General features: G+C 62.7%; 14 protein-coding genes. 4 read left to right on the top strand and 10 right to left on the bottom strand.

Features of this window, described 5'->3' with window-relative positions; all coding sequences use genetic code 11:
* Window positions 1–241: 241 nt before the first annotated feature.
* From FQ705_RS06570 to FQ705_RS06560, 3 genes are all read right to left on the bottom strand, one after another.
* Window positions 242–1,645 carry a methyl-accepting chemotaxis protein gene (locus FQ705_RS06570; protein WP_144138601.1) on the bottom strand — a complete coding sequence of 468 codons (1,404 nt, stop codon included), beginning with the start codon at window positions 1,643–1,645 and terminating at the stop codon, window positions 242–244.
* 328 nt (window positions 1,646–1,973) lie between these two features.
* On the bottom strand, window positions 1,974–2,936 hold the full coding sequence (locus FQ705_RS06565) for an alpha/beta fold hydrolase (RefSeq protein WP_144138600.1): 963 nt from the start codon (window positions 2,934–2,936) through the stop codon (window positions 1,974–1,976).
* An 80-nt stretch (window positions 2,937–3,016) separates the two neighbouring features.
* On the bottom strand, window positions 3,017–4,513 hold the full coding sequence (locus FQ705_RS06560; RefSeq protein WP_144138599.1) for a flavin-containing monooxygenase: 1,497 nt from the start codon (window positions 4,511–4,513) through the stop codon (window positions 3,017–3,019).
* Window positions 4,514–4,660: 147 nt separating this feature from the next.
* Between FQ705_RS06560 and FQ705_RS06555 the strand changes: the two genes are divergently transcribed.
* The gene (locus FQ705_RS06555) at window positions 4,661–5,350 is read left to right on the top strand and encodes a TetR family transcriptional regulator (RefSeq protein WP_144138598.1); all 690 of its coding nucleotides are present in this window, start codon (window positions 4,661–4,663) and stop codon (window positions 5,348–5,350) included.
* Between the two features lie 87 nt (window positions 5,351–5,437).
* On the opposite strand, the gene FQ705_RS06550 is transcribed toward FQ705_RS06555, so the two are convergent.
* The 3 genes from FQ705_RS06550 to FQ705_RS06540 all read right to left on the bottom strand — a co-directional run bounded on the left by FQ705_RS06550 (window position 5,438) and on the right by FQ705_RS06540 (window position 8,498).
* The gene (locus FQ705_RS06550; RefSeq protein WP_144138597.1) at window positions 5,438–6,628 is read right to left on the bottom strand and encodes a tetratricopeptide repeat protein; all 1,191 of its coding nucleotides are present in this window, start codon (window positions 6,626–6,628) and stop codon (window positions 5,438–5,440) included.
* Window positions 6,629–6,719: 91 nt separating this feature from the next.
* Window positions 6,720–7,400: a PspA/IM30 family protein gene (locus FQ705_RS06545; RefSeq protein WP_144138596.1), complete on the bottom strand. Its 681-nt coding sequence runs from the start codon at window positions 7,398–7,400 to the stop codon at window positions 6,720–6,722.
* Window positions 7,401–7,838: 438 nt separating this feature from the next.
* Window positions 7,839–8,498 (bottom strand): hypothetical protein, encoded by a 660-nt coding sequence (locus FQ705_RS06540; protein WP_144138595.1) that lies wholly within the window; start codon window positions 8,496–8,498, stop codon window positions 7,839–7,841.
* Window positions 8,499–8,967: 469 nt separating this feature from the next.
* Between FQ705_RS06540 and FQ705_RS06535 the strand changes: the two genes are divergently transcribed.
* Together FQ705_RS06535 and FQ705_RS06530 are read left to right on the top strand one after the other, a co-directional pair.
* A complete protein-coding gene (locus FQ705_RS06535) occupies window positions 8,968–11,469 on the top strand; it encodes a penicillin-binding protein 1A (protein ID WP_144138594.1) in 2,502 nt (833 codons plus the stop codon).
* A gap of 335 nt (window positions 11,470–11,804) precedes the next feature.
* On the top strand, window positions 11,805–12,683 hold the full coding sequence (locus FQ705_RS06530; protein ID WP_144138593.1) for a lipid A biosynthesis lauroyl acyltransferase: 879 nt from the start codon (window positions 11,805–11,807) through the stop codon (window positions 12,681–12,683).
* A 198-nt stretch (window positions 12,684–12,881) separates the two neighbouring features.
* On the opposite strand, the gene FQ705_RS06525 is transcribed toward FQ705_RS06530, so the two are convergent.
* From FQ705_RS06525 to FQ705_RS06510, 4 genes are all read right to left on the bottom strand, one after another.
* A complete protein-coding gene (locus FQ705_RS06525; protein ID WP_144138592.1) occupies window positions 12,882–14,426 on the bottom strand; it encodes a leucine-rich repeat domain-containing protein in 1,545 nt (514 codons plus the stop codon).
* 515 nt (window positions 14,427–14,941) lie between these two features.
* On the bottom strand, window positions 14,942–16,459 hold the full coding sequence (locus FQ705_RS06520) for an efflux transporter outer membrane subunit (RefSeq protein WP_144138591.1): 1,518 nt from the start codon (window positions 16,457–16,459) through the stop codon (window positions 14,942–14,944).
* A 2-nt stretch (window positions 16,460–16,461) separates the two neighbouring features.
* On the bottom strand, window positions 16,462–19,590 hold the full coding sequence (locus FQ705_RS06515; protein WP_144138590.1) for an efflux RND transporter permease subunit: 3,129 nt from the start codon (window positions 19,588–19,590) through the stop codon (window positions 16,462–16,464).
* Entirely contained in the window at window positions 19,587–20,741 is a 1,155-nt protein-coding gene (locus FQ705_RS06510) for an efflux RND transporter periplasmic adaptor subunit (RefSeq protein WP_144138589.1), read from the bottom strand. The genes FQ705_RS06515 and FQ705_RS06510 overlap by 4 nt, the downstream gene beginning before the upstream one ends.
* Window positions 20,742–20,960: 219 nt before the next feature.
* Here FQ705_RS06510 and FQ705_RS06505 point away from each other — a divergent pair, with 219 nt between their 5' ends.
* Window positions 20,961–21,611 (top strand): TetR/AcrR family transcriptional regulator, encoded by a 651-nt coding sequence (locus tag FQ705_RS06505; RefSeq protein ID WP_144138588.1) that lies wholly within the window; start codon window positions 20,961–20,963, stop codon window positions 21,609–21,611.
* The last annotated feature ends 26 nt before the right edge of the window (window positions 21,612–21,637 follow it).

Here is a 21,637-nt window from a genome sequence, read left to right as displayed (position 1 = left end):
ACTGCTACGACCTTTACATCGCCCATCATCACTTCCACACCATCGACATGAACATGACGGAATGACCGGATAAATGTGTTACCCATGTCCCGTTACGGGTGTTACCCATGTCCCGAGTCCATACACGGCGGCAAAGAAAGTGAGTGCCCCCCCGCACAGGGGGAACGCCAATAGACCACCGTGACCTCAAGGAAAGGCCAACACCTCAAAAAAACCGCAAAAAAAAACCGAATAAAAAACCTCAAACCCTATACCCAACCCGAACCCCACCCCAATGCCGCCCACCGACAAAAACCGGCGCCGACGCATCCTTCATCAACACAAACTCCCCACCGCCCATATCGCGCCGATACGTCTGCAACAAAAACGGTTTGACATGAGAAGCCGCAGCAATCCCAGTCCGATCATCGAACATCCGCCGATTCCGACAATTGGCCATATTCCAGACCACATCATCGCGCTGCGGCAATGAAAACTTCAGATTGTGAGTCGGCAGATACCCACGCACATCGATCGCAGCACAGAAAGCCACCCTTGGATCGAGTTCGAGCAAAGGCTCCTGAATCGCCGGCAACAAGCGATCGGTCAACGCAGTAAACCGCGTCAAAAACTGCGGCGGGTTACTGCCGACCACCGGTACATAACGTTGATCGAACACATCCTCGATAGAGATCTCGCCGCGCGCAACAGCCGTCTCAAAGGCTTTGCCAACGGCCGCCGCCGCCCGCTGCACCGCCTCGATAAAGCGCGTATCCGCCGTCTCCACACCCGTCGCGGCAGTCAACTCGATCAATGTCTCCGACACCCCCAACAGATTGCCCAGCCGATCCTTCGCCTGCACGAAGTTCTCGCTCGAATCCTCGACGCCGCTCGCCATTTCCAGCACCTGCGCCTCGAGCCCATCGCATTGCGTTTCGATCTCGCCGGTCAACGCGGCAATCTGCCCGGCTTCGTTGTTCAGATGCGCAATCGCATCGCCCGTCGCATGCACGACGTCGCCGATCTTGCGCGTGCCCTCGCGCACCCGATGCGCCCGCGCCGTGTTCACCGAGCCTTCGCTGATCAACTGCTCGGTCTGCTGGGTGAGTTGCGCGAGCGTCGTCTCGATCTGGCCGGTGGCCTGCGCGGTTTTCGCGGAGAGGTTTTTCACTTCGGCAGCGACCACGGCGAAGCTCTTGCCCGAATCGCCCGCCCGGGCCGCTTCGATCGCGGCGTTCAGCGCCAGCAGATGGGTCTGCCGCGCAATCAGCGAGATCTCCTCGGAGACTCGGCTCACATGGGCAAGGGCGCTGCGCAGCGCGCCGATCTGGCTCTCGATTACCGTCACGCCTTCCACGAGCCCGTGAATGTCGGCCAGCGACGCCGCCAGCGTCTCCTGCGACTCATGCACCCCCGTCGCCGCCTTGGCCGATACATTGCGCATCTCCCGCGCGGCGGCGGCAATCCGGTGATTGCCCGCTAACGTCTGCGCGGCCGATTCGCGCAGCGCCCGGCACACCTGCGCCTGACGTTGCACGCGCGCCGCCACCTCCTCGACGTGACCCGATACGTCGCAGATTTCAATACCCAGTTTGCCGGCTTGTGCGGCAATGTCGCCGACGACCGTGTCCGAACGGCCCGTCCTGCGAAAGCTGAAACGCGTCATGGTCGTCTCCGTGATGGCGCGATTGGCGCAGTCAAGTGGCGCCGTCACCGTAGCGCGCAGTGAGCGCGGGCGCGGCGTCTTATCCGTGCGTTTACGGCCAACTTTCAGGCGACTTGATCCGGGCTATCCCGCAGTCCCGAGTGCGCAGTCGTTATGATGTGCAGTTCGTTGCAGCCGCAGCTCCTTTTTTATCCTTTATCCGGTGCCCATGATCGACTCTTTCGCACGCGTTTCGGGCTGGCAACAGCTCTATCACCTGTGGGAGCTGATCGTCATGCTCTGCAAGTTTTTATGGGGGCTGTTGCGGCTGCTCGGCGGCGGCTGAGCCTTAGAGCGACGGCGCCTTCACCCGCTGCTCCAGAAACGCCCGCAGATCGACCATCACGCGCTCGGGCGCTTCCTCCATCGGAATATGACCGAGACCGGCGTACATCACCGATTTCGCGCCCGGAATCCGGCTCGCAAATTCGCCGGCGTGTGCGGTTGGAATCCAGCGATCCTTCTCGCCCCACAGCACCAGCGTCGGCACGTTCAGCGCTTTCAGGACATCGGTATCCACTTCCTTGAAGTCGAGCGTCGGCACCATCTTGCCGATTGCCTCACGCGTGCCTTCACCATGAAAAAACTCGACGTAGCGCCGCAGCGTCACCGCGTCGATTTTGCGTGGATCGCCATACACGTTGCGCACCGCGCTCTTGATGATGACCTCGGGCAGCCACCACGGCGAACTGACGCGCACCAACGCGCTATTGAACAGGCCGATGTAAATCGGCAGTTTCATCGGAAAGCCCGCCGAGTCGATCAGCACCAGCCGTTCGACCGCCTCGCGATGACGCACCGCGTAGTCCCACGAAATCAGCCCGCCGAGCGAATTGCCGATGAACGTCGCGCGTCCGATGCCGAGCGCCTGCAGGAAAGTGTCGATAAAGCGCCGGTAAGTCGGCAGATTCATCGTTTCGATGTTGCCGGTGCCCGAACGCAGCGGGCCGGTCACGCCGAACGGCGGCAAGTCGAGACGGATCACGCGATGGTCGCGGCTGAGTTCGTCGGCGACGCGATTCCACGTGTGCAGCGACGAGGCAAAACCATGGATCATCACGATCGTATCGCCCCTGCCTTCGTCGACGTAGTGCACGTCGGCGCCCATGATCCTGACGAACTTCGAGCCGGTTTGCGTATAGCGTTGCCGCAGTTGTTCACGCGAGACGCTGGTGATGCCGAGGCGCGCCGCGATGGAGCGCGGCGGCAGCGGCGTCGTGGATACAGTCTGCGTGCTGTCTATACCTGCCATGATTGTTGTCTCCCTCTGTCGTTCGAATCGAATCACTGGCGCGACGGGCGGTCCGCCGGCTCGCTCAGCTGCGCGCAGCGTCAGGGCACGAAGCGGTAATCGTCGGGCCGCATGCGCCGGGTGCGTTTGCGAAAGCTGAAGGTGAAGCCCGGCCACAGCGCCGTGACCTTGCCGCTGCGCGTCTGATACCAGCTAGTACAGCCGCTGACCCACACGGAATGCTGCATATCCTGCTGCAAGCGTTCGTTGAAATCGCGCTGCACGTCGGGCCGCACGTTCATCGTGCGTGCGTTGCGTCGGCGCAGTTCGCGCAAACAGTCGGCGATGTAGTGCACTTGCGACTCGATCATGTAGATCATCGAGTTATGCCCAAGCCCCGTATTCGGGCCGACGATCATGAAGAAGTTCGGGAAATCCGCCACGCTGGTGCCGAGGTAGGCTTGTGGACCGTCGCGCAGCCACAGGGCGCCGAGGTCCGCTCCGCCCAGGCCGGTCACGTCGAAGGGCGCGCCGACATCGTTGACCTGAAAGCCCGTGCCGCAGATGATCGCGTCGGCGCGATGGTGCGTGCCGTCGTCGGTCACGATGCCGTCGACGACGATTTCGCGGATGCCGTTCGTGACCACCTCCACGTTGGGCTGGCCAAGGGCAGGGTAGTAATCGCTCGACAGCAGTACGCGCTTGCAGCCGAGCCGGTAGGTCGGGGTCAACTTCGCGCGCAGCGCCGGGTCCTTGACGCGTCGCTCGAGATAGCTCAGGCCGAACTTCATCGGCAGCTTCATCAGTTTCGGATTGACCACGAACGCGATCGCGCGCGATTCGAGTTGCCAATAAATCGCGCTGCGCACGAAGCGCTGCGTGAACGGCCAATGCCGGAACCACCACTGCGCGCGCGGGCCGACCGGCTTGTCAGGCTTCGGCATGATCCACGGCGGGGTGCGCTGGAACAGATCGAGTTGCGCGACGCGCGGCTGGATTTGCGGCACGAACTGGATCGCACTCGCACCGGTGCCGATCACCGCGACGCGTTTGCCTTCGAGTGGATAGGCGTGATCCCAGCGTGCCGAGTGAAACAGCTTGCCCTTGAAGTTGTCGAGCCCGGCAATCTGCGGCATCGCGGGGCGCGACAACGGACCGCTTGCGGCGATCACGACGTCGGCCTCGATCCGTTCCAGCACGCCATTTGCCTCGATGTCGACTTGCCAGACCTGGCGCGCTTCATCGAACCGCGCTTCGGCGACACGCGCGTTGCAGCGCACGTAGCGATCCACACCGTACTTGCTCGCGCAATGTTTCAGGTAAGCGAAGATTTCCGCCTGGCCGCCGAACGCACGTGACCACGCCGGATTGGGCTCGAAGGAAAACGAGTAGAGATGCGAAGGCACGTCGCACGCTGCACCCGGGTACGTGTTGTCGCGCCACGTACCGCCGATATCGTTGGCCGCCTCGTAAATCGTGAACGACGTGATACCCATCTGCAACAGACGGATCGCCATGCCGATGCCCGCAAAGCCGCTGCCGACGATAGCGATGCGCGGTGTGGCAGTGGAAGCGGAAGGAGCCTGGGCTGGCGTCAAAGGTGGTCTCCGGCACGGAACAGGAAAAACCGAAGTCTACATATGTCTACTCCAGCATACGCGCAGGGTAGACAACTGTGCACCGCCCGTCAAGATCGTTTAGAGTACTGTTCTCAAACGCATCCGCGACTGCACGCCACCGCCCTTATGAAATCCGCATCCGAAGCGGCAGACACCGACGACGAAGGCCTCGCCATCACACAGGAAACGCCCGCCGGCAAGCGCAAGCTGATCGAAGCCGCGCTGCGTCTCACGGCGGGAGGGCGCAACTTCTCGAGTCTGGGTCTGCGCGAACTGGCGCGCGAGGCGGGTCTCAATCCCAACACGTTCTATCGTCATTTCGACACGCTCGACGAACTGGCGCGCGCGGCAGTCGAGTCGGTGAGCCGTCGTTTGCGGCCGATGCTGCGGCGTGAGCGCTGGCTTGCGGCGCACGACGAACCGCAGAGTGTGCCGCGTCGCGCGTGCGTGGCGTTCTTTGCGTTCGCGCTGGAGAATCGCGAGGCTTTCCTGAGTGCGCTGGCCGAATATCACGGCACGTCGCCGGCTTTGCGCGACGCCGTGCGCGCGAACCTGCACGAGGTGTCGGCGGAAATGGCGGACGACGTCGTCGATCTCGCCTTGATGCGGACGCTGGCTCGCGACACGGTCGATGAAGTGTGCACGCAGATCGTGCTGCAACTGTTTCATCTATCGGCGGAGTATATCGATGCGGATGCGGCGCGCCGTGATGCATTGATCGCGTACTCGGAGCGTTTCATCGTCCGGTTATTTGCGGGCTCGGTGCTGCTCGCGCAGCATGAGCCGGGTAGAGCAACGGCGTCGGCGCGCGGATAAAAAAACAGGCTCCGTTCGAAGGAGCCTGTTTTCATTTGCAGCATGACGCATCAGGGCGGCCGCCCGGGCGGCGTAACGCCGGCTGGCTTAAGTATCGCTCCAGCCGCCGTTGTCGTCGTTATTCCCCATATCGACGCCGCCGCCGTTGTCGTTCCAGTCGTTCGAGCCTTGGCCGAAGTCGAGGCCGCCGCCATTACCACCGTCGTTGCCACGGCGACGCGATTCGTCGTCGACCACCACGTCGCGCTCCACCACCCGATCGCGGCCGGAATTCAGTGCTTCGCCCAGCAGCACGCCGGTCAACAGACCGCCCATGCCGCCGCCGAAACCGCCGCCGCCTTGCTGCACGATGACCTGCGGCGGCTGCTGATACGGTCCCTGCTGCGGATATGGCGCTTGCGGCGGATTGCCGAAACGCTCGGCTTCCTGCGCATACGGCGACGACTGCTGCGTGGTGGCGGCCGTGGCCGCATAAGGATCGGGCCGGCCGTCCAGGCGTGCGCGCAGGCTCGCCAGGCGCTGATCCAGTTCGTCGAGTTGATACGGCGGCAGCGGGTTCTTGCTGTTCGACAGGTTTTCCACCACGCCGCGCAACTGTTCTTCGGTGCCTTCGACCTCTTTCTCCAGCGCCTCGTGTCCCGGCACGGTGGAGAGCTTTGCATCGAGCTTGAGCGAGCGCACGGTATTGAGCATGTCGGTCGCGCGTTTGAGTTGCACGCGACGATCGTCGTCGGCACGCGTATCGCCTTGTGTCTGGGCGCGCCGCAAGGTCCAGCGCAGCACCAGCGCGATCACGCCGATCAGCAGGATGATGCCGATCCACATACCCATGCCCGGACCATGCCGTTGCGGCGCCTGCGACATCATCGCCGACTGCTGCTGCACGGCCGGCGTGTTCTGCTGCGCGAACGGGTTAGGCGCGCGGCTCGTGGCGTTGCCGCCGCCGGCTGCCTGTTCCGCGTCCTTGCGAATCTTCGCTTCGGTTTGCGCAAAGCGCGTCGGGTCGGTGAAACGGATTTGCGGGTCGAGCGTCTTGGCCTGCTGAACCTGGGCGAGTGCGTCGGCGTAACGGCCTTCGCGGTCGAGCACCTGGCTGTACAGATAGTGCGCGCGCGCATTGTTCGGATGCGCCTGCAGCACCTGGCTCAGGCCCGCGTCGGCTTGCTGCCAGTTGCCTTGTGCCATGGCCGATTCGATCTGCTGAACCGTCGGCAGAGCGAACGCCGCCGCCGACATCAACATCAGCGACGCGAACACGCTTGCGAGAAATTTTTTCATATGCGGACCGGGCGCGTGGCGCCCGTCTCCTTCGGTCGAATCCTGCGTTCCGGCGACCGACGAACGGCCGCCGGCGGTACTGCTGACGCAATTACTGGGCCGGCGTGTTGATCTGCTTCTTCAATGCTTCGAGACGATCTTCGACCGACGGGCCACGGTTCAGATCCGCGAGCTTGTCGTCGAGTGCCTTGCCGCTCTTGTCGTCAGCCGAATTCAGACGCGCATCCGAACGGGCATTGGAGAGCGCGACCTTGTCTTCCAGCTTCTGGAAATCTTCCGACAGGTTCTTGCCGCCGATGCCGCCCAAGGCGGTTGCCGCGACGTCTTTCGCCTGCGCGATCTGCTGCTTGGCTTGCAGTATGTTCGAGCGTGCGTTGAGGTCGTTACGACGCGTACGCATGTCGTCGATCTGGCTCTTCAGCTGCGCGACCGACGGTTCGAGCGTGGTCAGTTCTTTGGCCAGCGCGTCACGTTCGGTTTCTGCGGTGGCTTGTGCGCCGAGTGCTTCACGAGCAAGGGCTTCGTCGCCGGATTGCAGCGCGCGCTTGGCGCCGTCTTCGTATTTCTTCGCCTTGTCAGCGGCAACATCGCGCTTGCTTTGCTGGGTGGCAACCTGGGCCTGAATCTCGATCAGCGAATTCTCGGCCTTGCCGATGCTTTCGTCGAGTTCGCGCACGATCTGGCGCGAGTCGCGCGACGGATCCTGCACGGAATCGGCTGCGTCGTTGAGGAGACCTTTGAGCGTGCGGGAAATGCTGTCAAAAAGCGACATGAAAAACCTCCAAAGAATGGTGTCGGCGCTGAATAATCCCGCGCGCCCGACTGCTTTCAACTGCTACTTTACGCCGCTGCGCGCGAAGCTGCGCAGCAGTCGGACCGGAGTTCGGGGCGCACTCGCCAATTGCAATAGCGGCGCCGTGAATTGTTCGATTCTGTTTATCGCAAGGCAATCAGTTATGGCAATTAAAGCGTGCGAGGTGCCATCCAGTTGCTCGCGGATATTACACCACGTGGTCTCTTAAAACCGCCTTAAAGGGCGCGATGAGAATTCTGCGCGCGACGAGTGTCGCTGGTATGAAGTAGCGTCACTTGAGCGACGCTTGCGTGCCCAGGCTTGCAACGCCGAAAGCTCGGGCGGCCCAGCGAGAGGAAGGAAACCGCTGACGCGCGATGCCGAATCGCATCGCGCTGTCGGCCGGATGTCTTGGTGTCAGGCGAAGCGGCCGCCATTCGTGCTCGGATCGCTCAGCGGGTCGTCGTTGTCGCGTGAGTTGTCGAGGCGAGGGCGCTTGAGGACGGCGCGCAATTGCGCGTCGGGATCGGTTTGCTGGATCGGCGTGCCGTCTACTGCCGCTGCCTTGGCCGCGGCCACGCGCGCCACGGCTTGGGCGGTTGCGGCGGCTTCTTCGTCGACGTCGGCCGCGAGCGCGGCCGCTAAACCGGCTGGCAGCAAGGGCGCAGGTTCTGCGGCGGGGGCTGCGGGCTTTGGCGCCGATTTGCCGGTGCCAGTGCTGGTGCCGGACCGCACCGAATCCGCACCAGCAGAACCGGAACCGGCTGCGCCTTCCGCCGCCGCTGGCGTTTCACCGCCATCGCGCGTCTGCAAAGCCGGCGGCAGCGCTGCGCGTGCGTGGCGCGTGCCACGGGCGACGCGCTGTAGCGCTGCGTCGAGCGCATCCGGCGCGCGTGGCGCGCGCAGCCGGTCGACGATGCTCGCCGCCTTGACCTGCTCGCTGGTCGCGCCGAAGCTCAACACCGCGCGGCGCATGAGTTCGCTGACGCTAATGCCCATATTCTCGGCGGTGGCGGCGATCGCGCGTTTCTGCGCGGTCGTGACGAATACGACGATGCGTTCGCTGGGCTTGTTCATGGTGGCTCGCATACTTGTTGGCATGGGCAGGTCAGGCGCGCGTTCGTGTTGGCCAGGGCGCGCCGAGTCCATCATATGACGAGTTGCGGCGATGCGGAACGGGCGTGACATGAAAATCCCGTGACATCAACGGGTTGGGGCGTTTGCGGGGGGCTTGTCCACAGGCCTTTCAACATTTTCTGTGTATAACTTCGCGCGGCCGGCCGGTTTGTCCGTTTTGCCGCCCGAACCCCTTACAGGCATGCCGCGAAGGGAATTCTTACAAAAAAACTAGCTTCGGCCGCCCTTGATTTCTTTAAAATGCGCTGTTACGTTGCGCCGGACACGGTCCCTGGCGCTCCGTGCGGCCGGCCGGGGGCACAAGGCCGCGCGGTGTTTGCGCCTCAGGCTACACAGCTCGATTACGATCCATGCGCGCGCCAGGAGCGTGCGCAGAAAGGCGTTCAGTTATGCGCCCACTATTCCAGTCATGCCAATCATCAAACGACCGCATTCTTCCAATTCTCCGGCTGGTGAAGACCGGGACTCCTACCAACGCACTCCAGGACGCAACGACGCATCGCGCGACGGCGAGAGCCGGCGCCGTTCGATCGGTGCGACGCTCGTCATCTGGTTCGCGGGCCTGCTCGGCACGCTCGCCGTGGTGGGCGCGCTGATTCTCGGCTACGCGCTGGTGGTGATGGGCCCGCAACTGCCGTCGCTCGACGCGCTCACCGACTATCACCCGAAGGTGCCGCTGCGGGTCTATACCGCGGACCACGTGCTGATCGGCGAATTCGGCGAGGAGCGACGCAGCCTCGTGCGCTTCCAGGATATTCCGGACCAGATGAAGAAAGCCGTGCTCGCGATCGAAGACTATCGCTTCTACGAGCACGGCGGGGTCGACTTCGTGGGCATTCTGCGCGCCGGCTTTGCCGACCTCGCGCACGGCGGCGCCTCGCAGGGCGCGAGCACGATCACCATGCAGGTGGCGCGCAACTTCTTCCTCTCCAGCGAGAAGACCTACACGCGCAAGATCTACGAAATGCTGCTCGCCTACAAGATCGAGCGCGCGTTGACGAAGGACCAGATTCTCGAGCTGTACATGAACCAGATTTATCTGGGCGAGCGCGCCTACGGCTTCGCCGCGGCCTCGCGCGTGTACTTCGGCAAGGATCTGAAAGACATCTCGCTCGCGGAATGCGCGATGCTGGCCGGTTTGCCGAAGGCGCCGTCCGCGTATAACCCGGTGGTCAATCCGAAGCGCGCGAAGATCCGTCAGGAGTACATTCTGCGGCGGATGCTGGAGCTGAAATACATCAGCCAGGATCAGTACGACCAGGCGGTGAAGGAAGAGATTCACACCAAGAACGCCGGTAACGAATACAGCGTGCATGCCGAATACATCGCCGAAATGGTGCGGCAGATGATGTACGCGCAGTACAAGGACGAAACCTATACGCGCGGCCTGAACGTCACCACCACGATCGATTCCGCGGATCAGGACGCGGCGTATCGCGCGGTGCGCAAAGGCGTGATGGACTATGAGCGCCGTCACGGCTATCGCGGGCCGGAAGGCTTCGTGGCCTTGCCCCCGCCGGGCGACGACCGCGACCAGACCATCGACGACGCGCTCACCGATCACCCCGACAACGGTGAGATCATCGCCGCCGTGGTGACGGATGCCAATCCGAAGGCCGTCAAGGCGGAACTCGTGGACGGCACGCAGGTGACGATCAGCGGCGACGGTCTGCGCTTTGTCGCCGGCGCCCTCAGTACGCGTGCGACAGCGGCCACGAAGATCAAACCCGGCTCGATCGTGCGTGTCCTTGCGGACGACAAGGGCGACTGGCAGATCACGCAGCTTCCGCAAGTGGAAGGCGCGCTGGTGTCGCTCACGCCGCAGGACGGCGCGATCCGCGCGCTGGTGGGCGGCTTCGACTTCAACAAGAACAAGTTCAACCATGTCACGCAGGCTTGGCGCCAGCCGGGCTCGAGCTTCAAGCCGTTCATCTATTCGGCGGCGCTCGACAAGGGTCTCGGACCGGCCACCATCATCAACGACGCGCCGCTGTATTTCCCGTCGAGCACACCGGGCGGCGACGCGTGGGAGCCGAAGGACGACGACCAGCCGGACGGTCCGATGCCAATGCGTCTCGCGTTGCAGAAGTCGAAGAATCTGGTGTCGATCCGCATTCTGTCGTTCATCGGCACCAGGTACGCGCAGGACTTCGTCACGCAGCGCTTCGGTTTCGACGCCGACAAGACCCCGCCGTATCTGCCGATGGCACTCGGCGCGGGCCTCGTCACGCCGCTGCAGTCGGCGGGCGCGTACTCGGTGTTCGCGAACGGCGGCTACCGGATCAATCCGTATCTGATCAATGAAGTCACGGATGCACGCGGCGAGCCGCTCTCGAAGGCACAACCGCTGACGGCCGGTGGCGATGCGCCGCGCACGCTCGAACCGCGTAACGCATTCATCATGAACAGCCTGCTGCACTCGGTGGCGACGGCGGGGACGGGCGCGGGCACCAACGTGCTGCATCGTTCGGACTTGCAGGGCAAGACGGGCACGACCAACGACGCCAAGGACGGCTGGTTCGCCGGCTATCAGCAATCGCTGGTGGCGGTCGCGTGGATGGGTTACGACCAGCCGAAGAGCCTCGGTAGCCGCGAATTCGGCGCGCAGCTTGCATTGCCGATCTGGGTCGAATACATGCAGCGTGCATTGCGCGGCGTGCCGCAAGGCGAACCGCCGCAGCCGGATGGTGTGACGCAGGTCGACGGTGAGTTGTTCTACACGGACATGACGCCGGGCAATGGCTTCGTGGCGAGCATCGGGCTCGATTCGGCGAATCCGACCGCGGGCGCGAGCGACGCGGTGGGTGGCGTCGGCCCGGCGGGCATGACGCCACCGGCCGTGCCGCCACCGAGCGTCACGTCCAATGAGAAGAAGCAGATCATGGATCTGTTCGAATCGAACAAACCTTGATGCAGCAAGCGTGGGCGGGCCAGTCGGATCGGCTGGGCCGCTTACGCAAATGATTGGAAAGGGCGGTGGTTCTGGCAGTTTGTGTAGTGCGTATCCGCAGTGTGCTTTAATCACGCCCTGCGGTGCTTTCATCTTGGGTCCCGTCCGGGACGCCCGACGCCTGAGCGGTGTCGGCCTCCAGCACCTCCGCGTCTCGCCATGAGCGAGGCGGTCAGCTTCATCACGCGCCGCGCGAGACCCGGTTTGACGCGCGCGCATCTCGCTTCGTCTGTCGACAACCTCGGGTTGCGACGGCCGGCGTGTTTGTCATACAGCATCCACCGGGTCTCTGTCCTTTGAAAAGTCGAATTCTCATCTGTCTGATGACAGGTCTGTTGCGCGCGTTCGCCTTTCTTCCGTATGGTGTGGTTGCGCGGATCGGCACTGGTATCGGCGCGTTGCTGTACAAGATTCCGAGCGCGCGACGACGCGTCGTGCATACCAATCTCAAACTGTGTTTTCCCGACATGAGCGACGAGGCGCGCGAGCGTCTGGCGCGCGCGCACTTTTGTCACGTGATTCGCAGTTATGTGGAGCGCGGGCCGCAGTGGTTCGGCAATGCGCAAGCGCTGGCCCGGCTCGTCGAGGTGGAGAGCGCGATCGATCTGTCCGACATGGAAGGGCAGCCGACTATTTTCGTGGGCTTCCATTTCGTCGGGATCGAGGCGGGTTGCATGATGTATTCGACGCGGCATCCGGTGGCATCGCTCTATACGCCGATGTCGAACCTGCTGCTCGACGCGATGGCGCGGCGACAGCGCGGCCGCTTCGGCACGGAGATGATTCCGCGCAGCGATAGCGTGCGGCGCGCCTTGCGCGTGTTGCGCGACGGCAAGCCGGTGATGCTGGCCGCGGATATGGATTTTGGCCTGCGTGATTCGGTGTTCGTGCCGTTCTTCGGCGTGCCGGCTTGCACGCTGACCTCGGTGTCGCGGATGGCGCGCGCGGGCAATGCGCGGGTGGTGCCGTTCGTGACCGAGGTGCTGCCGGATTATCGAGGCTACAAGCTGACGATTTTCGATGCGCTAAGCGACTTCCCCTCGGATGACGTGGCGATCGATGCGCGGCGGATCACGGAGTTTCTGGAGACGCAGGTTCGACGGATTCCTGATCAATATTATTGGGTGCATAAGCGGTTTAAGAATCGGCCGGCGGGAGAGGCGGGGGTTTATTGAAGGCGAGTGCGGCGGTGCGTCTGCGGGATATCAGAAAGGAGGCCACGTTGCGCGTTTCGGTAGATCGACTGGCGATGACGATGACGATGAAAAGCGCGGTTACCCGCGCTTTTTTTGCGTTCGCTCTCGGAAGGTGAGGCTTCGCGCTGGGTGTGTGCTTTAACACAAACCACCCGACCAAAAAAACTATTCCCTCATTTAAGCCTGAGGCGCCGCGACCACGGTCACGGGCACCGACATCGCCGCCGTTGTGAAAGGCATCACAGCCTCGATAGAAGACGAAGCTCTGAAGTGAATCGAGGCAGCTGTCGCACCGCTTTTCAGTCCTTCGATATCGTAGAGTAAAGACGCCGCCAAAGGATCAACTCCGCGCAGAATGCCCTGCGCAACTGACGGATCGGCGATCACCATCTGCATCATCTTGAACGCGTCCTCGTCACGGATATCCGACGAAGCGTCGTACGTGATCCCATCTTGCGTGTAGACCGCTTCGAACAACTGGCTAACCGTCCCGCCAACTTGCACGCTGATCGGATCGACTGCGCGAAAGGCATTCTGTCGCGGAGTGCCAATGTAGTAGTTGCCGTCGAAAGAGGTGACCCCCACATCGGAGACAAACCGGGCCATTTCGTCGACATCCGTCAGATAGTTATCGTCGGCGAACAGGGCAACCAACGGACACGCCTCTAGCGGAGCAAGCGCCGTGACCCGGTTTTGACTGACGTTGACTTCCAGAAGATGACTGCAGTTTGCAACGGGAGTTAAATCGACAATCCTGTTCTGCAACGCGTAGATGATTCTCAATTTATCGAGGCCAGCTAACGCACTCAGATCGGATATCGTGTTGCCCTGAAAGATCGCCTCCTGCAGATCGCTCATGTTCGACAGGAAGTCCAGGTTGCGCGCCGATGTGTGACTGAAATTTACCTTCCTTAAACGGACAAGGGTCGAAAGAATGGCGTGGTTTCGCAAGCTGGATGACTGTACATCTAGTGTCGTTAGCGCGATCGCGCCAGCCAAAGGCGAAAAATCGAAAATACCTCCACAATTCGCCAGGTTCAATTCGGTAAGCTGCCCTAGGGACTCGAGGAAGCTTATATCTGAGACGAAGGAGCACTCGTTCAGACCGAGATGGGTCAGTTTCACCAGCGAACCGATGAACGAAGCGTCACTAAACGCACCTTCGCCGATGTCGAGATACGTCAGATTGCTCAAGGCCGACAGTCTCGCGGCCTGTTCGTTGTCGATGAGATTCTGATCGAGAATCAGCGTTTCCAGCTGGGTCAGCGAAGCAATGGGGCCAACATCGTGAATGTAATTGGCACCGGCGGATAGATAGTTCAGTTGCCTGAGATTGCTCAAGGCAGAAATGTCGACATGATCGGGAACCGTCGTGTTTTTCAGGACGTCCATGGAAAGCCTCCGCAATTTGACCAGTTGACCTATCGCGGTAAGGTCATCGATTGCGTTGTAGCCTATGTTCAATACAGCCAATTCGATCAAGCCCTGCAGCGGCATCAGGTCGACGATTGCGTTGCTGGAGAAATCTGCTTCGACAAGGTTGACGCAGAACTCCATGCCGGTCAGATCCGCGATCCCATTTGCGGCTGCGTGAATCACCGTGACGCGCGCGAGGTCTTCATCCGTCAGTGGCGTCGCCAAAGGGATGCCAAGTGTCGTGTGCAATGCGATATTCAAATTCTGATCGGGAATCACAACGTCAAAAGCGGCGGTAACACTCATATGAAGCTCCTGGTCGGATGGACTCGGGTTTTAAAGGCCTCGCCTGAACGTTCTGCTGAGACGATGCCGGAACATGCGCCAAACAAATGATGGTGCAGTGTAGGTCGAGACCGGCTGACCAGTGCCGCGTCATATTGCGCACTGTAGAAGGAAGGAGATGGGGGTTTCTCGCGCGAACGCCGCAGGTGGCTCGTAGGCGCCTCACGACAAATCTTGCGTCCCGGACGCTGCATCCATCGGCACCGCAACCAGCAAACCCAGTCGCTTCAAGCACTTAAGAGACTAGCCAGGCAGTTATCAACAGCCCTATCAACATAAACTGGGGATAACGTTGAGGCATCCCGAAGTCTTCCCACCGCAGGAAACCGACCTCGGCGGGCTCGTTGGTTCATTCCGCACCGCAGATAGAAACCCCAGTGCGATCAATGCCTTAGTCCGCTTGTCAGATAGTTGTCAACAGCCTCATCAACATAAACTGGGGATAAGTCGGCCAGCGTCGCTACGCAATCCCAGGTTTAGTTGGATTGGGCCGCTGCCGAAGCCGCAGCCGAAGCCGGCACCGCTGCGGCAGCCGTCGACGTTGCTTCGACGGGCGGATTACCCATCGCCTGAAACAGCGCCGCCGTATCCGTCAACCTCGCGCTCGAAAAACGAATCTCATCGAGTTGCGCGTTACGAAACTGCTGTTCACTGGAGCGCGTCGACGCAATCGGCAGCGCGCCCAACCTGTAGCGCCCCGACGTCTCGTCAAAGATCCCCTGAGCGGAGCGCGCCGCAATGTTCGCCGCGTCGAGCGCCTGAGAATCATGCTCGAGCGCCGCAAGCGTATCGGCGACGTTCTGAAACGCCGCCAGCACAGTCTGCTTGTACTGCGACACCGCCGCATCGTAAGTGTTAACGGCCGCGCGACGCTGCGCCACCAGCGCGCCACCATGGAACAACGGCTGCGACAACGATGCGCCGATACTCCAGATCGCCCCCGCGCCCGACAGCGCCACCGGCCAGCTAAAGCCGCCTTGTCCCATCGATGCGCTCAGCGACAGACTCGGATACATCTGCGCCGTGGCAACACCGACATCGGCGGCAGCGGCCTTCAACGCCGCGTCGGCCGCCTGAATGTCGGGCCGCGCGCGCAGCAACGCCGACGGCACCACCACCGGCACCTGGTCAGGCACCTGCAGTTGCGCAAGCTCGACATCGTCGGGGGCCGCGTCGGGGGTACGGCCAAGCAGCACGGCCAACGCATGGCGTGTCGTCAGCCATTGCTGCTGCAAACCCGGCAAGCTCGCCGACACACTCGCCGCACTCTGTTGCGCGCTCAACTGATCGGCGTGTGAGACCGCGCCCAGCGCATAACGCCGCTGCGTGTCGCGCGCCTGGTCGTTGGCGATCGTTACGAGCCGTTGGGTCGTGTCGATCTGCGCGTGAAGCGCGGCGCTCGTGATCGCCGCCGTCACGATATTGGCGGCCAGCGCTCGGCGCGCGGCATCGAACTGGTAGGCCTGCACGTTCACGCGGGCAGCGAGAGCGGCGTCGGCCAGGCGCGATGCGCCGAAAATATCGAAGGTGTAATGCGCCTGCAATTGACCGACGAAGAGGTTGTACAGAAACGTATTCGGCCCGATCTCGGGGATCGCCAGCGCCCGATTGCGCGTCGCCTGGCCGCCCAGGTCGATGGTCGGCAAAAGCGAACTGCCGATCTGCGCACGCAGTTGCTCGCGAGCGGCGGCGAGGCTTTTATCGGTGGCGGCGAGTGTCGGGCTATTGCGCAGCCCTTCGTCGACCAGTGCGTTCAACGCGTCCGATCGATACAGCTTCCACCATTCGGGCACCGGCTTCGCGCCGACCACGAATTGCTGCGTGACACCTTGCGCGGGCACGGTTTGCGTCGGCTGAGCCTCGGCGCCGTAGTGCGCCGGTTGCGGCATCGCGGGCGGCTCGCCGTTCGGCCCGAACGAACATGCGGCGAGCGCGCAGGCCGCGCTGGCCAGCGCGGTGAAGCGGACATAGCGGCAGGGTGCAAAAGTGGCCATGCTCAATTCCCCGTATGCGTCGCGCCGGAACCCGGCGACGCAGGCGGCTCGCGTTCGTCGCCGCGTACTCTGAACGACGCTGCGTACAACGCCGGTAGATAGAACAGCGTGAGGATGGTCGCGCTGGTGATGCCGCCCATCAGCGCCGTCGCCATCGGGCCGAAAAAGTTCGAGCGCAACAGCGGAATCAGCGCCAGCACGGCAGCGGCTGCGGTCAAGGTAATCGGCCGGAAGCGTCGCACCGTGGCGCCGACGATCGCGTCGAAGCGCTGATGTCCCGCAGCAATATCCTGCTCGATCTGATCGACCAGGATTACCGAGTTGCGCATGATGATGCCGAACATCGCGATCACGCCGAGCATGGCGACGAAGCCGAACGGCTGATCGAACAGGAGCAGGGTGACCACCACGCCAATCAGGCCGAGCGGCGCGGTCAGCACCACCATCAGCACTCGCGCGAAGCTCTGCAACTGGATCATCAGCAACGTGAGCACGGCGATGATCATGATCGGCATCTGTGCATTGATCGAGGTCTGCCCCTTGCCGCTTTCCTCGACCGAACCGCCCACTTCGATGCGATAGCCGACCGGCAGCGTGCCGCGAATCTGGCCGAGCGCCTTGTCCACCGCATGCGTGACGTCGATGCCTTGCGCACCGGGCGCGACATCCGACTGCACGGTGATGGTGGGCTGGCGATCGCGTTCCCAGATCACGCCGTATTCCAGATCGTTGCGCAGATGGCCGAGCGTGCCGAGCGGCACCGGGCCGTTGGGCGTGGGCATCGCCAGCGTGACGAGATGCGCGGGGTCCACGCGTTCCGCTTTCGGCGCGCGCAGGTCGACGCTGATCAGCTTGTCGCGTTCGCGATACTGCGTGACCGTGTAGCCGGAAAGCGTCATCGCGAGGAAGCTGGAGATGTCCTCCGAGCTCACGCCGAGTTCGCGCGCTTTCTTCTGATCGACCTCGAAGCGCACGGAGCGCTCGGCAGGTTCGTCCCAGTCGAACTGCACGTTACTGGTGCCGCGATTGGCGCGCATCGTGGCGGCGACGCGGTCGGCGATCGAGCGCACGGTGGCGATGTCGTCGCCGCTTACGCGGAACTGCACCGGATAGCCGACGGGCGGCCCATTCTCGAGCCGCGACAGGCGCGTGCGGATGGCCGGGAAGTTGTTGCGCAATTCCGGTTCGAGCCACTGCGCGAGTTTTTCGCGATCCTTCACCGACTTCGCGGTGATCACGAACTGCGCGAAGTTCGGCTGCGGCAATTGTTGATCGAGCGGCAGATAGAAGCGCGGCGCGCCGGTGCCGACGAAATCCACCGAGTGATCGATTTCCGCACGGCCCACCAGCACCTTCTCGAGCCGCCGGGCTTGCCGCAAGGTGGCCTCGAACGATGCGCCTTCGGGCAGCCGCACATCCACCAGCAACTCGGATCGGTCCGAACTCGGGAAGAACTGTTGCGGCACCAGCGTGAAACCCGCCATCGCGATCAGGAACAGCACGACGGTGATCGCCAGCACCATGAAGCGCCGCTCGATGCACCAGCCGATCCAGCCACGCAAACGCCGGTAGAAACGCGTGTCGTAGATATCGTGCTCGTGGTCGTCGGCTTCGTGTTCCTGCTTCTTGCGTTCGGGCAGCAGGTGATAGCCGAGCAGCGGAATCAGGACCACCGCCGCGAGCCATGAAGCAATCAGCGCGATCGCCGACACTTCGAAAATCGAACGCGTGTACTCGCCGGTGCTCGACTTGGCGAGCGCGATCGGCAGGAAGCCGGAGACCGTGACGAGCGTGCCGGTCAGCATCGGAAACGCGGTACTGGTGTACGCGAAAGCTGCGGCACGCGTGCGATTCCAGCCTTGTTCCAGCTTCACCGACATCATCTCGACTGCGATGATCGCGTCGTCGACCAGCAGCCCGAGCGCGAGCACCAGGGTGCCGAGCGATACCTTGTGCAGGCCGATATCGAACAGATACATGCACAGCGCCGTGACGGCCAGTACCACCGGAATCGAGATCACCACCACCATGCCGGTGCGCACGCCCAATGAAACCAGACTCACGACCAGCACGATCGCCACCGCTTCGGCGACGGCTTCGAGAAAGTCGTCGACCGAATGTGCGACCGCGTGCGGCATGCTCGACACTTCGACCAGATGCAGACCGGCGGGCAGCGCATTGCGCAACGGCACCATCTGCTGATCGAGCGATTTGCCGAGACGGATCACGTCGCCGCCGGGCTGCATCGTCACACCGATGCCGAGCACGGCCTTGCCGTCGAAGCGCATTTGCGTGGCGACCGGATCGTCGTAGCCGCGCTTGATCGTGGCGATATCGCCGAGCCGGAACGAGCGGTTGTTGATGCGGATGAGCGTGTCGGCGAGCGCGTTGACGTCCTTGAACTGGCCGGTGGGACGCACGAAAACGCGGTCGTCGGTGGTAGTGAGCGTGCCGGCCGCCGAGACGCTGTTCTGCGAATTGATCGCCTGGCCGAGTTGTTGCGGCGAGATGCCCAGACGCGTGAGTTGCGTGTTGGTGATCTCGATGTAGATGTGCTGATCGGGATCGCCGAAATAGTCGACCTTGCCGACGCCCGGCACGCGCAGCAGCACCGTGCGCAACTGGTCGGCGTAATCGTGCAGTTGCGCGGCGGAAAAGCCGTCGCCTTCGAGCGTGTAGATGTTGGTGTAGACGTCGCCGAATTCGTCGTTGAAGAACGGGCCTTGTATGCCTTGCGGCAAGGTCGCGGCGATATCGCCGACTTTCTTGCGCACCTGATACCAGGTTTCGGGGACATCCTTGACCGGCGCCGAGTCTTTCATCGAGAAAAACATCAGCGATTCGCCGGGACGCGAGTAGCTGCGCACGAAATCGATCGCGGGCGTTTCCTGCAATTTTCGGCCGATACGGTCCGTCACCTGTTCCTGCATCTGCCGCGCGGTGGCGCCGGGCCAGAACGTGCGGATCACCATCACGCGGAAGGTGAAGGGCGGGTCTTCGGATTGCGCGAGGCGCGTGTAGGCGAGGATGCCGAACGCGGTGGCGAGTGCGATCAGGAAGACGACCAGCGCCTGATGACGCAGCGCCCAGGCGGAGAGGTTGAAGCGTCCTTCTTCATGCGTGGTGCTCATGAAGCGAAGTCCTCGGGATGCAGCGGCGCAATCACGTGGACTTTTTCGCCGGCGGTCACGGTATGCACGCCTTGCAGCACGACGCGCTCGCCGTCCTTGAGGCCCTGGCCGATCACGATCGTGCGTTCGTTGTAACGCGTGACGGTGACGCGGCGCAGTTCCAGCGAGTTATCGGCGGGGCGCACGACCCATACGGCGGGCTGCGTGCCGTCGTGGAACAGCGCAGTGGCGGCGACGGTAAACGACGCGTTCTGATTCGCGGCGACGCCCGAGGGCGGGGCAAACGCGACATCGGCGGTCATGCCGAGACGCACCTCCGGGCCCGGATTGTCGAGAGTGAGTTTGGCGCGATAGGTGCGGCTTTGCGGATCGGCCGCGGGTGACAGTTCGCGCACGCGCGCCGTGAACTTGCGCCCCGGCAGCGCGGCCAGCGTCACGTTGGCGGTCTGCCCGACCGACAGCGCGGCGAGCGCGCTTTCCGGCACGTCGCAAACCACGTCGATGTCGCCGCTCCACGCGAGGTTGTAGACCGCCTGCCCCGCTGAGACGTTCTGGCCGGTGTCGGCCTGCTCGGCGGTGATTACGCCGGCGTGGTCGGCCGCCAGCGTGGTGTACTGCAACTGATCCTTCGACAACGCCGCCTGCTGCGCGGCCTGATCGCGCTGCGCGGCGGCGGAAGCGTACGCATTGGTGGTCTGTTCCAGTTGCGCCGGGGCGATGAGGTTTTCCTTCGCCTGCGCCTGGTCGCGATCGAGTTGCTGCTTCGCATACACGAGGCCGTGCTGCGCGGCCTCGAGTTGCGCCTGCGCGCTGGCGGCGTTCTTCTGCTGATCCGCTGGGTCGAGTCGCGCGACGATCTGGCCGTTCTTGACGACGTCGCCCAGACGCACGCGCCGGTCGATGATTTTGCCACCCACCCGGAACGACAGCGACGTCGAGTAGCGCGCCTGCACCTCGCCCGGCAGCGAAGCCGCCTGCGACGTTGCACTGCCGTCCGCATGCAGGGCGACGGCGACAACCGGACGCGGCGCCGGTGCAGCCGCTTCTTCTTTCGAACACGCCGCCAGCGTGACGAAACCGGTCAGCGCCAGCGCGAAGGCTGCGTGCCGCAGACGCGCAGCGTGGGACCGCCGGGGAAACTGCAGACGCATCGCAGACGATGCGCGGGGACCGGGACGCTTCACAATTACTCCAACTGGAGACAGCGAACGAACACGACAAGCCGCAGTGGCCCGTCAGCGAGGACGCGCAGGCCGGTTCATGCAATTGGCATACGTGTCTGACTTTGAATGACGATTTGCATTCTAATACGCACCTGTATTTGAATGTGACGGTGAATTGGAATTCTTTTCGGTGCTAGACTGGCGCCCATGAAACGGCAACGACTGACACGCGAGCAGAGCAAAGACCAGACGCGCGAGCGTTTGCTCGATGCTGCGCAAGCGATTTTTATGAAGAAAGGGTTTGTCGCCGCCAGTGTGGAAGACATCGCGGGCGCGGCCGGATACACGCGCGGAGCGTTCTATTCGAACTTCCGCGGCAAGAGCGAGTTGTTCCTGGAACTACTGCGGCGCGACCACGAAACGATGCAGGCGGGCTTGCGGGCGATCTTCGAAACTGCGGCTTCGCGCGACGAGATGGAAGAGCGCGTGCTGCGCTACTACAGCAACCTGCATCGCGAGAACAAGTGTTTCCTGCTGTGGGTGGAGGCGAAGCTGCTCGCAGTGCGCGACGGCCGTTTCCGGCTGCGCTTTAACGCGTTCATGCACGAAAAGCTCGAGCAGCTGGGCGCTTATATTCGCGAGTTTTCGGCGCGTGTGGGAACGCCGATGGTCATGCAGCCCGAAACGCTGGCGATCGGGCTGATGGGTTTGTGCGACGGCGTGCAGTTTTTCCACACGGTCGATCCGCAGAACGTGTCCGCGGAGTTGGCCGAAGCGGTGCTGGCGGCTTTCTTTGCGCGCGTGGTGTTTGGGCGCGAAGCGGGTTTGGACGAGGTGCCGCGAGCTAAAGCAGACTGAGCCGATCACGCCGCATGGACGGCCGG

This window comes from Paraburkholderia sp. BCC1884, from assembly GCF_900996225.1.
Classification (GTDB): Bacteria; Pseudomonadota; Gammaproteobacteria; order Burkholderiales; family Burkholderiaceae; genus Paraburkholderia.
The sequence above is the reverse complement of the archived record's forward strand: the minus strand, read 5'-3'. Positions and strand labels throughout refer to the sequence as shown.

Coding starts and splice junctions, on each gene's coding strand:
- FQ705_RS06570 (WP_144138601.1), bottom strand. CDS start 1,645: ATGACGCGTTTCAGCTTTCGCAGGACGGGCCGTTCGGACACGGTCGTC.
- FQ705_RS06565 (WP_144138600.1), bottom strand. CDS start 2,936: ATGGCAGGTATAGACAGCACGCAGACTGTATCCACGACGCCGCTGCCG.
- FQ705_RS06555 (WP_144138598.1), top strand. CDS start 4,661: ATGAAATCCGCATCCGAAGCGGCAGACACCGACGACGAAGGCCTCGCC.
- FQ705_RS06550 (WP_144138597.1), bottom strand. CDS start 6,628: ATGAAAAAATTTCTCGCAAGCGTGTTCGCGTCGCTGATGTTGATGTCG.
- FQ705_RS06545 (WP_144138596.1), bottom strand. CDS start 7,400: ATGTCGCTTTTTGACAGCATTTCCCGCACGCTCAAAGGTCTCCTCAAC.
- FQ705_RS06540 (WP_144138595.1), bottom strand. CDS start 8,498: ATGAACAAGCCCAGCGAACGCATCGTCGTATTCGTCACGACCGCGCAG.
- FQ705_RS06535 (WP_144138594.1), top strand. CDS start 8,968: ATGCCAATCATCAAACGACCGCATTCTTCCAATTCTCCGGCTGGTGAA.
- FQ705_RS06525 (WP_144138592.1), bottom strand. CDS start 14,426: ATGAGTGTTACCGCCGCTTTTGACGTTGTGATTCCCGATCAGAATTTG.
- FQ705_RS06520 (WP_144138591.1), bottom strand. CDS start 16,459: ATGGCCACTTTTGCACCCTGCCGCTATGTCCGCTTCACCGCGCTGGCC.
- FQ705_RS06515 (WP_144138590.1), bottom strand. CDS start 19,590: ATGAGCACCACGCATGAAGAAGGACGCTTCAACCTCTCCGCCTGGGCG.
- FQ705_RS06510 (WP_144138589.1), bottom strand. CDS start 20,741: ATGCGTCTGCAGTTTCCCCGGCGGTCCCACGCTGCGCGTCTGCGGCAC.
- FQ705_RS06505 (WP_144138588.1), top strand. CDS start 20,961: ATGAAACGGCAACGACTGACACGCGAGCAGAGCAAAGACCAGACGCGC.